11 protein-coding genes are annotated in these 12,694 nt (G+C 63.6%); 8 read left to right on the top strand and 3 right to left on the bottom strand.

Features of this window, described 5'->3' with window-relative positions:
• Positions 1-21: 21 nt before the first annotated feature.
• From JQ639_RS08950 to JQ639_RS08920, 7 genes are all read left to right on the top strand, one after another.
• Entirely contained in the window at positions 22-900 is an 879-nt protein-coding gene (locus JQ639_RS08950) for a CoA transferase subunit A (protein WP_211965767.1), read from the top strand.
• Positions 901-911: 11 nt separating this feature from the next.
• Positions 912-1,712, top strand: coding sequence for a CoA-transferase subunit beta (locus JQ639_RS08945; RefSeq protein ID WP_211965766.1), 801 nt, complete (start codon positions 912-914; stop codon positions 1,710-1,712).
• A 63-nt stretch (positions 1,713-1,775) separates the two neighbouring features.
• On the top strand, positions 1,776-2,984 hold the full coding sequence (locus JQ639_RS08940) for an acyl-CoA dehydrogenase family protein (RefSeq protein WP_211966535.1): 1,209 nt from the start codon (positions 1,776-1,778) through the stop codon (positions 2,982-2,984).
• A gap of 14 nt (positions 2,985-2,998) precedes the next feature.
• Positions 2,999-4,069 carry a phosphotransferase family protein gene (locus JQ639_RS08935; RefSeq protein WP_211965765.1) on the top strand — a complete coding sequence of 357 codons (1,071 nt, stop codon included), beginning with the start codon at positions 2,999-3,001 and terminating at the stop codon, positions 4,067-4,069.
• Positions 4,070-4,079: 10 nt separating this feature from the next.
• Positions 4,080-4,859: an SDR family NAD(P)-dependent oxidoreductase gene (locus JQ639_RS08930; protein ID WP_211965764.1), complete on the top strand. Its 780-nt coding sequence runs from the start codon at positions 4,080-4,082 to the stop codon at positions 4,857-4,859.
• Positions 4,860-5,032: 173 nt separating this feature from the next.
• Complete coding sequence (locus tag JQ639_RS08925) at positions 5,033-6,238, top strand: acetyl-CoA C-acyltransferase (protein ID WP_211965763.1); 1,206 nt, start codon at positions 5,033-5,035, stop codon at positions 6,236-6,238.
• Between the two features lie 24 nt (positions 6,239-6,262).
• Positions 6,263-6,868, top strand: coding sequence for a VOC family protein (locus JQ639_RS08920; protein WP_211965762.1), 606 nt, complete (start codon positions 6,263-6,265; stop codon positions 6,866-6,868).
• A gap of 42 nt (positions 6,869-6,910) precedes the next feature.
• Here the strand turns inward: JQ639_RS08920 and JQ639_RS08915 are convergent, their stop codons facing one another.
• The 3 genes from JQ639_RS08915 to JQ639_RS08905 all read right to left on the bottom strand — a co-directional run bounded on the left by JQ639_RS08915 (position 6,911) and on the right by JQ639_RS08905 (position 11,466).
• Positions 6,911-7,663 (bottom strand): TetR/AcrR family transcriptional regulator, encoded by a 753-nt coding sequence (locus tag JQ639_RS08915; protein ID WP_211965761.1) that lies wholly within the window; start codon positions 7,661-7,663, stop codon positions 6,911-6,913.
• Between the two features lie 303 nt (positions 7,664-7,966).
• Positions 7,967-10,414 (bottom strand): EAL domain-containing protein, encoded by a 2,448-nt coding sequence (locus JQ639_RS08910; protein ID WP_249123024.1) that lies wholly within the window; start codon positions 10,412-10,414, stop codon positions 7,967-7,969.
• 344 nt (positions 10,415-10,758) lie between these two features.
• Positions 10,759-11,466, bottom strand: a complete 708-nt coding sequence (locus JQ639_RS08905; RefSeq protein ID WP_249123098.1) for a transglycosylase SLT domain-containing protein — start codon at positions 11,464-11,466, stop codon at positions 10,759-10,761.
• A 463-nt stretch (positions 11,467-11,929) separates the two neighbouring features.
• Between JQ639_RS08905 and JQ639_RS08900 the strand changes: the two genes are divergently transcribed.
• Complete coding sequence (locus JQ639_RS08900) at positions 11,930-12,604, top strand: HAD family hydrolase (protein ID WP_211965759.1); 675 nt, start codon at positions 11,930-11,932, stop codon at positions 12,602-12,604.
• Positions 12,605-12,694 lie beyond the last annotated feature (90 nt).

The following is a 12,694-nucleotide window of genomic DNA, read 5'->3' as shown; positions in this document are numbered from 1 at the left end:
GAAGAACGGAATGAGTTGGCTATGAACAAGGAAATGGACCTGAAGTCGGTCGTCGGCCAGTTGCGCGACGGTATGACGATTGGTGTGGCGGGCTGGGGTCCGCGGCGCAAGCCCATGGCGTTGATCCGGGAGATTCTCCGTTCTGATCTCCGGGACCTGACGATCGTTGCCTATGGCGGCCCGGAAGTCGGTATGCTCTGTGCGGCCGGCAAGGTGAAGAAGCTGGTTTACGGCTTCGTGTCGCTTGATGCGATGCCGATTGAGCCGTACTTCCGCAAGGCGCGCGAGGCCGGCGTAGTGCAGGTCAGCGAACTCGATGAGGGCCTGCTTCAGCTTGGTTTGCAGGCTGCCGGTCACAATCTCCCTTTCGCGGCGACCCGTGTCGGCCTCGGCTCGGACGTGATGAAGTATAATCCTGATTTCAAGACCGTCACGTCACCCTACCAGGATGGCACGGTGCTGCTGGCCATGCCGGCGATCAAGCTCGACGTGGCACTGATCCACACGAGCCGGGCCGATCGCCTGGGGAATACCCAGACCGATGGTCCCGATCCCTTCTTCGATGCGCTGTTCGCCCGTGCCGCCGGCAAGGTGTTCGTCACGACCGAGGTGCTGGTCGATCGCATCGACGCTGAATATTCGCACCTGGCCAAGCAAAACCTGTTTGAGCGCTGTCTGGTCACCGGCGTGGTCCAGGCGCCGCTCGGCGCCCATCCGACCGCGTCGCATGATGCGTATGGCTGGGACATGGATCACTTCAGGGCCTATGCCGCTTCGGCTGGCGAGGACGGCGGCTGGCAGCGCTATTTCGACCAATACGTCGAGGGGGGCGAGGCCGGCTACACCTCGCGTGTTGGAGGTGAAGCCAAGATCCGCGCCCTGCCGCTCCCCATTTTCTGATCGGATACGAGATGACCGCTGTAAACGACTTCACGCTGGCTGAACTGATCATCGCGGCATGCGCGCAAGCGTGGCATGGCGACGGCGAGGTGCTGGCCACGGGGATTGGCCCCTTGCCGCGTCTGGCGGCGGGGCTCGCCAAGCTCACCTTCGCGCCAGGCCTCATGATGACCGACGGAGAAGCCTATCTCGTCGAGGACCCGGTTCCGCTCGGACCTCGCGGCGACTACGCGCCAAAGTTCTCGGGCTGGATGCCATATGGCCGCGTGTTTGACAGCGTCTGGAGCGGCCGCCGCCACGCCATGGTGACGCCGGTCCAGCTGGATCGGTACGGGCAGGGTAACATTTCCGCGCTCGGCGGCAGTTTCGACAAGCCCAAGGTCGCGATGCTGGGCGTGCGCGGTTTCCCGGGCAACAGCATCTGCCACAAGAATTCGATGTTCATGCCGAACCACACCAAACGCGCCTTTGTCGAAGGCGAGGTCGATGTGGTCGCGAGCGTCGGCTACAATGAGAAGAACTGGCCCGCAGGCGCCAAGCCCGCCGATGTCAAACTCGGCATCGTGGTGACCGACCTCTGCGTGTTGGACTTCAACGGCCGCGACCACGCGGCGCAGGTCCTGTCCCTGCATCCGGGGGTGACCTTTGAGCAGGTTCAGGCGGCGACCGGCTTCCCGGTTCTGCGGGCTGCCGCCATGACGACCACGCCCGCACCGACCAGCGAACAGCTTACCATTATCGGCAGGCTTGACCCGCACAATATTCGCGCCACCGTCCTCAAGGGCAATCCTCCCGGCATCCGCGCCGCATGACGCGAATGAGGCCGGCGGCCAGTTTTCGCCAGCCTCTCCCTGAATTTCGGCGAAGGATGAATGATGGACTTCGAATATAGTACAAGGACAAGGGATCTGCTCGGACGTCTCAACGCGTTCATGGACGAACACGTCTATCCCAACGAGCGTCGCTATCATGACGAGGTCGCTGCCGATCGTTGGGGCCACCCGCCAATCCTCGCGGAGTTGAAAACCAGGGCGAAGTCGGCCGGGCTGTGGAATCTGTTCCTGTCGAAATCCACCCATGCCACTGGCCTGACCAACGCCGAATACGCGCCATTCTGCGAAGTGATGGGTCGCGTTCATTTCTCCTCCCAGGTGTTCAACTGCTCGGCGCCCGACACCGGCAACATCGAGACGATCGAACGTTACGGCTCCGAGGAGCAGAAGGCGCGATGGCTACCCGGTCTGCTCGATGGATCGAAGCGATCCGCCTTTGCCATGACGGAGCCGGATGTCGCGTCCAGTGATGCAACCAATATTCAGAGTTCCATCGTTCGCGATGGCGACGAGTACGTCATCAATGGCCGCAAATGGTGGATCTCGCGCGTCGGCGATTCGCATTGCGATGTCCTGATCTTCATGGGCAAGACCGATCCGACCGCCGCGAAGCATCTGCAGCAGTCGATGATCCTGGTGCCATTGAAGACCGCTGGCATCACTGTTGTGCGCCCAATGACTGTGTTCGGCTATGATGATGCACCGCACGGCCACATGGACATGACGTTCGAGAACGTTCGCGTCCCGGTATCCAATATTCTGCTGGGCGAGGGGCGCGGCTTCGAGATCGCACAAGGGCGCCTTGGCCCGGGACGCATACATCACTGCATGCGCCTGATCGGGCTTGCCGAACGATGCCTCGAACTGATGTGCCGGCGCGTCAAGAAGCGTGTCAGCTTCGGCCGCCCGATTGCGGAGCAGTCGGTGACGCTGGAGCGCATCGCGGAATCACGCATCCTGATCGACCAGGCGCGGCTGCTCACGCATCGGGCGGCGCATATGATGGACACGGTCGGGAGCAAGGCCGCTCGGGCCGAGATCGCGATGATCAAGGTCGCGGCCCCCAACATGGCCTGCAAGGTGATCGATTGGGCCATCCAGGCGCACGGCGCGGCCGGGGTGTCGCAGGACTTCGTCCTCGCCAACTACTATGCGCATGCCCGCAAGATCCGCTTCGCTGACGGTCCCGATGAAGTACATCGCAACCAGATCGGGCGTCTTGAACTTGCGAAATACGCCGAGATCGGCTGAGCAGGGAGCGCGTCATGGATGCCAGCCGGTTTGTCGGCACCGAGCCGCTGCCTGCGGGGAGCCCCATCGATAGCGCTCGGCTGCACCGCTATCTGAGGGCGAACATGGACGGCTGCGAAGGCGAGCTGTCGATCGAGCGCTTTCGCGGCGGGCAATCGAATCCCACGATGCTCCTGAGGTTTGACGGCAAGCCAGGATTGGTGCTGCGCAAGAAGCCGGATGGCAAGCTGTTGCCGTCAGCGCATGCCGTCGACAGGGAATTCCGCGTCATCACCGCCTTGCGGGACACGGATGTGCCGGTGGCGCGGGCTCGCTTGCTCTGCGAGGACGAGAGCGTCGTCGGCACGATGTTCTATGTGATGGATTATGTCGTGGGCCGATCGTTCTGGGCGCCGTCGCTGCCGGAGCAATCGGCTGCGGAGCGTCGCGCGATCTACATGGAAATGAATCGCGTGGCCGCGGTTCTCCACAATACCGACTACAAGGCGGTTGGCCTGGAAAGCTTCGGCAAGCCGGGCGATTACGTCAGGCGCCAGGTCGCGCGCTGGACGACGCAATATCGGGCATCGGAAACCGGGACGATCGACGCGATGGATCGCTTGATCGAATGGCTGCCGGGCAATATCCCTCCCGGGCGCCGGACGTCGCTGATGCATGGCGATTTTCGGATCGACAACATGTTGTTCCATCCGACTGAGCCGCGCGTTCTGGCACTCGTCGACTGGGAGTTGTCGACGCTTGGCGAGCCGATGGCCGATTTCGCCTATCACATGCTGACGTGGCGGTTGCCGAACAAGCCCTATCGCGGCCTTGGCGACCTCGATATCGCTGAACTCGGCATTCCCGATGAGCGTCACTATCGCGATGCTTACCTCAGGGCCTCCGGTCAGGAGGGCGTCTCCGACCGGGATTGGTACACATACCTCGCCTACAGCCTGTTTCGTGTCGCGGGCATTCGACAGGGCATCATGAAGCGCGTTGTCGAGGGCACAGCCTTGAGCCCGCATGCGCGCGAAGCCGGAGCGCTCGCGCGGCCGGTGGCCGAACTTGGTTGGCAATATGCCGAACTGGCGATGAAATCGTGAGGAGGGCGTTGTGAGCGGGACGCAAGGTCTGTTTCCATCTGACGGGACGGCCATTGTCATCGGCGGCAGCGGCGGTGTTGGGGCCGAGATATGCCGGGTTCTGGCGCGCGACGGCTGCAACGTGGTGCTGACCTACCACAGCAATGAAGCCAACGCCGAAGCGGCTGCTGCGGCCGTGCGCGGCGAGGGGCGCAAGGCGTCGATCCACAAGCTCAACATCGAGGATGCCGAGGCAACGCGTGTCTTCATCGATAGTGCTGCCGGGACCAATGGCGGTATCCATACCGTCGTCTATGCGGCAGGTCCCCTGGTGCCGCTCATTCATCTCAGCAAGATCGAACCCGAGCAGATGCGCAAGCATCTGATGCAGGACGCGTTCGGGTTCTTCAACGTCGTGCACTACGCGATTCCCCATCTGCGGAAGACGAGGGGGGCGATTGTCGCCTGCCAGAGTGCCGCGCAGTCTCGCTACGCCGCCGCGGATGGATTATCGGTCGTTCCCAAATCCGCGGTGTATGCGCTGATGAAGGGCGTCGCGAAGGAAGAGGGCCGCTACGGCATTCGCGCCAATGGTGTCGCACTTGGCATTATCGAGGCAGGACAGCATGCGGAACTGACCAGGCTCGGCTATATCGATGAGAAATATGGCCAGGCTGCCGCCTTGAACACGCCGCTGCGTCGCAACGGCAAGGCGATCGACGTGGCTGAGGCGGTCTCATTTCTGGCGTCGAGCCGCGCGGGGTTCGTCACCGGTGAAGTGATCAATGTCGACGGTGGCTATCACGTCTGACCCGATTGCGGCCCGCGCCGCAGCCGGGGGCGTTAGTCTTTTCAGACGATGTCTGCCCGTCGCTGGCCTGTAACACCTTCGTTGAAAGCCGTGGGTTCTGGAGAGTTCGAAGGGGCGAGAGTGCCCGTTTTTTCCGGACCCCTGCCGCAGCACAACAAGTCCGGAGCAATCCCTTGCGTGAAGCCGTTATCGTTTCTGTTGCCCGCACGCCGATTGGAAAGGCCTTTCGCGGCGCGTTCAACGACACCGAAGCGCCGGCGCTGTCCGGTCATGCGGTTCATGAGGCGGTCAAGCGGGCCGGCGTCGAGGCGGATGCCGTCGACGATGTGGTTCTCGGCTGCTCTGCCCAGCAGGGCACGCAAGGCTACAACATCGCGCGCCTGACCGCGGCCGCTGCGGGCCTGCCGGACAGTGTGGCAGGGATGACGATCGATCGGATGTGCTCCTCGGGACTGATGGCCGTGTCGATCGCCGCCAAGCAGATCATCGTTGACGGTATGGACACCGTAGTTGCCGGCGGCGTCGAGTCGATCAGCCTGACGCAGAACAAGCACAAGAACAGCTATCGCGCCCGTTCCGTGACGGTCACCGAGAAATGGCGTCATATGTACATGACGATGATCGAAACGGCGGAGATCGTCGCCCGAAAGTATGGCGTCAGCCGGGAGGCGCAGGACGAATTCGCGCTGGCGAGCCAATTGCGTACCGCCGCGGCGCATCAGGCCGGCCGGTTCGATGACGAGATCGTGCCGATGGCCTCTCGCAAGACGGTCGTCGACAAGGCGACCAATGAGACGAGCTATCAGGATGTCGTATTGACCCACGACGAGGGGTTTCGTGCCGACACGGACCTTGCGGGTCTGGCAAAGCTCAAGCCGGTCTTTGCCGACGGCGAAGTCATCAAGCTCGGCGAATCCATCACGGCCGGTAATTCCTCGCAGCTCTCCGACGGTGCGGCGGCCTTGGTTCTGATGGAGCGGAAGCGTGCTGAAAGCCTCGGACTCAAGCCGCTTGGCGCCTATCGTGGGATGGCCGTCGCGGGGTGTGCGCCGGAAGAGATGGGCATCGGCCCGGTCCTGGCTGTGCCGAAGCTTCTGCAAACCCACGGGCTGAAAACCGCCGACATCGGCCTCTGGGAACTCAACGAGGCCTTTGCGAGCCAAGCCATCTATTGCCGCGACAAGCTCGGCATCGATCCGGAGAAGCTCAATGTCAATGGCGGCGCCATCGCGGTCGGCCATCCATTCGGCATGACGGGGGCGCGCACCTGCGGGCATTTGCTGATCGAAGGGCGCCGTCGTGGCGTGAAATACGGCGTCGTCACCATGTGTGTCGGTGGCGGGATGGGCGCGGCCGGCCTTTTCGAAATCTTTAACTGACGCGGCCAGGCCAGGAGGCGAGCGATGGTGAACGCAGGCAACGACATCCAGGCGGGGCTCAAGCCCATCCTCGGGCCGGCAACCCAGTTGGGCTTCGTTGTTCGGGATATCGAAGCCGCCATGAAGCATTGGATCGATGTATTCGGTGTCGGCCCGTTCATCTTCATGGAACGTGGCGTCAGCCAGCCGGTCGGCGTCACCTATCATCGCGGCCAGGGCGTCTCGGTGGAGCTGAGGCTGGCGTTCGCCTATATGGGGGATGTCCAGATCGAATTGATCGAACAGACCAACAATGCATCCTCGCCCTACCTGGATTTTCTGGCCTCGGGTCGGGAGGGCCTCCAGCATCTCGGCTTCTGGGTGCATGACTACGACGAGGCAACACGGCGCATCGAGGCCGCTGGTTACGAACGTGACTATGAGATCAAGGTCGCCGGCCCGACACAATCCATCGTCTACTACCGGTCACCCGCACTCTATGGACCGATGCTCGAGATCGTGCCGCCGATGTGGCGTCGTTCACGTCAGGCGGTGCTCGACCATATCCGCGATTACACGGGAGCGGACCCCATCATCCGGTTCGATACCTATAGCGCGTTCATCGCCCATACGGGGGTGACGTTCGACTGAACTCGCAAGATCGCGCAGGTGGCAGAAGCCGCCTGCGGAAGTTTACTTCAGCAGCTTTTCCAGATCGCTGAGTTGTTGCCGCAAGGCAGCGATCGTCTGGCGGGCCGCGCCGAGGTCATGTGAACCGCCGCTGTCGTGCTTGCGCAGGCTCGCCAGTGCAAGATCCGCGATCATCTCGCCGATCTCCATCGGCGTTTTGGAGCCGGCGGGGGAGTACCAGCGCGACGTCCAGTTCGCCATGCCGATGACGGCAAACGCCGAGATCTTGGGATCGACGTTGCGGAATTCACCGCTGGCGATGCCGTCGGTTATGCAGCGGACATAGAATTCAAAGATATCGCGCCGGCCCTGATTGTAGAGGGGCCCCAGCGCTTCCGGGATCTGCATCTCCAGGCGTGAAATGAGAATGAAGCGCGAGCCGGAGGAGAGCCGCCGGACAATCCCGTCGACGACGGCGCGGCGCAGGCGTTCGGATGGCGAGAGGCCCGGCTCGGCCATCAGCTGCTGCAGCCGATGCGACGGCGTCAGCGCCTCGGACTCGACCAGTGCGGCGAGAATTTCTTCCTTGTTGCGAAAGTAGTGATAGACCGCCGATCGGCCCAGACCCAGAGCCTGTGCGATTTCATTGATGCCGGTCTGGGCATAGCCCCTGCTGTCGAAGAGCTCTGCGGCAATGTCGATCAGCTGCTCGCGAACCAGCTCCTTGCGTGGGTTCGTCGTATCACGGGGTCTCGGGCCGCTGTCTCGATCGAACTGCTCTGTTGCGCTGGTATCGCTCGCCTCTTTTCGTGCCATAACTGCCGTTGTCCTTCCGATCTACGTTGTCTGGCGCCGAAAATCACCTTGGCCTGCGTTTGCAACTATAAAATGCCTCTGATGCGAAGCGTGTCAATCTCCATCCATTAACTGCTGATATATCACGATCTTTTGCTAAGAGGGGTCGGCTCGATAGCGGTGTTCACTCATTGTCATTTACCCGCTGCCCCAACGGCGATGCCGCTCGCGGTTCGGCTCGACAACGAAACCGGTCTTGCTCCAGTGCGATATGGGATCAGCTTGATTGAGCATTCACCAAACCGGCGGCAGCTCGAGCAGATGCTACTGCGCGAGGACGCGATTTCGCCTTTGCTGGCTTCGCCCCGCTTCGTGCTCGATACCGATAGCGACCAGTGGCGCCTGCTCGGAGACGATGGGTGGAGAAAAGACGAACCCCTGCACGAGGTCGCACTTGAGACTACGAAGCACGTCGACTTCGGCCTGCAGCTCGGCCCCTTCCGCCACGACCGTCATGCCGAGCCCGTGCGACAAGGCGATGATGCCGCCGAGCAGTTTGCGCTTCTCCGGAGCGCTGGAGACGCCGTCCACAAAAGCCCGGTCCACCTTCAGCAGGTCGAAGGGCAGGCGCGTCAGATAGCCGAGCGAGGAATAGCCTGAGCCAAAGTCGTCCAGCGCCAGCCGCACGCCCAGGCCGGACAGGGACGTGAGGGTGCGGCTGATCCGCTGTTCGGTATGATCCACGAACAGGCTTTCGGTCAGCTCCAGACACAGCAAATGCGCGGGAAAGCCGGTCTCCGCCAGCACGGCAGAAACCGCCGTCTCGAAATCTCCGTTCCAGATCTGCGCCGGCGAGACGTTGACCGAGACCGAGCGGGCCGGCAAGCCGGCATCGAGCCAGGCGCGGCCTTGCCGGCAGGCCTCGCGCAGCACCCACAGGCCGAGATCGACGATGAGCCCCGAGCTTTCGGCGATGGGGATGAACTCCGCTGGCGAGATCGGCCCGCGCTCGGGATGGGTCCAGCGCAGCAGCGCCTCGAAGCCGGTGACACGGCCGCTCCTCAGGTCCACCTGCGGCTGGTAATGGGCCTTGAGGGCGCCCGTCTCCACGGCATGGCGCAGATGGCGGCCAAGATCGAGCCTTTGATCGGCCGCCTGGGCGTAGACCGGATCAAACAGTTGCGCCCGGCCGCGCCCGGCCTCCTTGGCCATGTAGAGCGCGAGGTCCGCATTGCGTACGGCGCTCTCTGTCGTCGCGCCATGCTCCGGCAGGCGGGCGATGCCGATGGTGGCGCCGACAAAGGCCTCGCCCTCGGCGAGATTGACCGGGCCGGACAGCCTTGCGATGAGCCGATCGGCAAGCCCGGCCAGCGCGACATGGGACATGCCGCGTTCCTCCGCCAGCACGGCGAATTCGTCGCCGCCGAGCCGGGCGATGAAGGGGCTCGGCCCCAACTCCTGCCGTAGCACAGCCGCAACATGGATCAGCAATTCGTCACCGGCGGCATGGCCGAGAGAATCGTTGACCTCCTTGAAGCGGTCGAGGTCGATGAGCAGCAGTGCGCCGCTCTGGCCGTCGCGAGCGCAGCTTTCGATCATGCTCGCCAGCTGACGCTTGAACAGCGCACGGTTGGCAAGGCCGGTCAGTGGATCGCTGTAGGCGAGCTGCTCGAGCTGGCGCTCGGCTTCCTTGCGTTCGGTGACGTCCTGCACGGTGCCGATGATGCCGATGACCTTGTCATGCGCGATCTCCGCCTTGCAGATCACCGCAAGATCGCGGACCGTGCCGTCCGCATGCCGCATCCGCAGGTCGGTGGCTTCGGTCCTGCATGTGCGCAGCACCCGGTTCTGCATGTCCCGGAAGCGATCGGCTTCACCATCCAGGAAATAGGGCCTGATGTTCTGATAGGTCGGCTCGAACCTGTCGGGCTCAAAGCCGAGAAGCTGGTAGAGCTCGGTCGCCCAGACTGCGCGGCCGCGGTCCAGCCGGTAGCTCCAGGTGCCGATCTTGCCGAGCCGATGCGCTTCTTCCAGGGCGCGCGTGCGCTGGTCGAGCAGCGCCCTGGCCGCCTCAAGCTGGGTGATGTCGCTGGATGTGCCGCGATAGCCGAGAAAGCAGCCATCTTCGGCGAAGATGGGCTTGCCGCTGGTGCAGATGCTGACGCGCGACCCGTCTTCGCCGATCAGCGTATAGGTGAAGTCGCGAAAAGGGCGATGGGCCTCCATATCGGCGCGGTGCCGCGCCATGGCTGCCTCGTCCTCCGGCGCGTAAGCCAGCTCCCAGCGTGCCTTTCTGCCGGCGGCCACGGTCTGGAAGGCCGCATTTCCAGCGAGCGACTTGGGGTAGGGCAGCAGCCGATGGTCGGCGTCGCTCTCCCAGCACCAGTCCGAGGCGGTGCTGACAAAATCGGCGAGCCGTTGCTCGCTGTCCGCGAGGCGCCGCAGCGCGGAGGTCTCCTGCGTGATGTCGCGCACAATGCCGGAGACGCGCCGGACCTCGCCATGCACGTCGAATTCCGGCTCGCCATGCACGACGCAGTCGAGCAGGGTGCCGTCGGGCTTGCGCAGCTTCGTCTGCACCGCATAGGGCTGGCCGGCCCAGCAGGCTGCGTAGTGCGCCTCCAGAATTTTGCGACTCTCGGACAGGTAACGCTCGCGCACCTTGGCGATGGCGATGAAGCCGTCGTCTGTCTCTAATTCGTAGAAGGCAGCGAGTTCGGGTGAGATCCAGAAATCGGTGGCGTCGGCGCTGTCCGCCTCCCAGTAGCCCATCCGGGCCAACCGGATGGCGCACCGCAGCGACCGTTCTTCATGCCAGCGACGCCGCGCTATCCGCGTGGAGGCTTGCCCTTGCGACAATCTGCGAGCAGCCATCGGTCACCGACGAGAACGCCAACGTGCAACTACAGAGTCCATTCGTTAGCACAGAGCGCGGTAACTTTGGAGTGATGGTGGAGCCGATCTCGGGTTCCTCCGAATGATGGTGTAATTTAAGTAAATCCTGCAAGCAGTCCCAGAATATACGCACGGAGATCATCCATGATGATCGCATTGAGTGCGGCCACGGGGCCATCGAGCGCTGGTCGGGCAGTGCAGTAGCTTCTCTTCCTTGAAGGCTAGCTTTTGTCGTTCGCTGCGAGCCTCGAAAACTGCCGTTTCATGCCGTTGACCCTGGCAAGATAGCCGCTGACCAGGTGATCGCCGCACCGCTCTCCGGCCGCGGGCTGAAAGCCGCGGCGCATGAAGGCGCGGGCGGGACCGGCGCCGCAAAGATGGATGAGCGCGGCGAGATCCTGCTTCTGCTGCTGGGTTGCCGTGCTGCCCGGCATGGAGGCGAGCACGCCTGCGACATTGCGATCGAGATACACCGCCGCAAGCTCGGTGGCGTGACTCGGCAACGCGCGGATGTAGAGACGGGAGAACCAGCAGTCCGCGGCGACGACGGTATGATGGCGGATGCAATAGCGGCTGGCCTCGGCGAAAGCCGGGTCGGTCATTTGATACAGGCCGACGGCGCTCGAAGCAGGTTTGTAGATCGCAAGCGGATTCCAGGTCGCTCGCCAGCGCCAATAGGTGCGCGCCACCGGGCTGCCGGTGCTCTCGGTTTGCGCCAGCGCCGCCAGCAGTTCCGCAGTGACGTTGTCTGTGGAATAGGTGCGGAAACGGGCTCCGTACAACCGCCAGGTTTCCGGCGGCTCCTTGTCGAGGGCCGATCCCACAAAGAAGAACAGTTCGGTCGGCTTGCGGACCACCTGATAGATGATGTTCACAAGGGGGGCCAGGACCAGCAGCATCGCGATGGCCGCGGCGATGCGCACCGCCATCGGCGTCAGGGACAGCTTGTGGCGGATCCAGCGCGCACGTGCCCCGCCGAGGACATGACCGGAGGTTGTGGCCCGGCCCGGCTGGCCGCGCTCTCTGCGATCAGTGGATTTGGCGGCGAGCGAAGGGGGCACGGGAATGGTCAGCCTGCTGTGTCATGACGCCGCCGCGGCGGGCGTGATGGGGAATACGCCGGAACTCGAGGCGCTCTCGCGGTTCCCCGGATTCGCGGGAACTCGTGGAGGGCGGGTGGACCCTAGGGCCGAAAGATTGCCAGGATCCTGACGAACGCGACCCTTATCGGCTGCGCGGATCTCGGCAGCGGACCCTGCTGGCGCGTGGGTCTCGGTCCGCCGAGGCGTGGACCGGTGTGGCGCGGTGGCCGTGGCTGTGGTCAGCTGCGCTATCGCGCTGCCCGGCCGCACGCAGGCATCGACCGGCGGGCGAAGTGAAAAGGAGTGCAGCATGCGCATCGAGACGTCGTTCCTGTTCGATCTCGACGGCACGCTGGTCGATAGCGTCTATCAGCATGTTCTCGCCTGGAAGGACGCCCTCGACCAGGAGGGCATCGAGCTCTCGGTGTGGCGGATCCACCGCAAGGTGGGCATGAGCGGCGGGCTGTTCACCAACCAGTTGCTGCGCGAGACCGGCGGCGAGATCAGCCCCGACAGGATCGCACGGCTGCGTGCTCGCCACGCCGAAGCCTATAACCGGCATGGCCACACCGTGCGGCCGCTCCCCGGCGCGCGTGAACTGCTGCAGTGGCTGACCGATCACGGCATCAAATGGGCCATTGCCACCAGCGGCCGGATGGAGACCGCGGCGCTCAATCTCGCCGCGCTCGGCGTCGATCCGCACCAGAGGGTGATCGTGACGCGGGACCAGGTTCAATATGCCAAGCCTGACCCCGACCTGTTTCTCGCCGCGGCGGACCGGCTGCAGGTTCCGATCGAAACCTGCGTCGTCGTCGGCGACAGCATCTGGGACATGCTCGCGGCGGTGCGCTGCCGTGCCCTCGGCGTCGGCCTGCTGAGTGGCGGCTATGGCGACGCCGAACTGCGACAGTCCGGCGCGGTGCGTGTCTACGACGATCCCGCCGACATGCTCAGCCATATCGACGAGGTCGGTGGTCGGCGCTGACGCTCGGGGCGTGACCGCTGCACGATCATCCATCGCGATCTGCGCCTTTTGTGCGCGCATGCCGTCTGATCCGGTGTTGCTGCTGGGGCA

This window comes from Bradyrhizobium sp. U87765 SZCCT0048 (assembly GCF_018131225.1).
In the GTDB taxonomy this organism is placed as follows: Bacteria; Pseudomonadota; Alphaproteobacteria; order Rhizobiales; family Xanthobacteraceae; genus Bradyrhizobium_A.
Note: the sequence above shows the minus strand (reverse complement) of the source record. Positions and strands in the feature narration are given on the sequence as shown.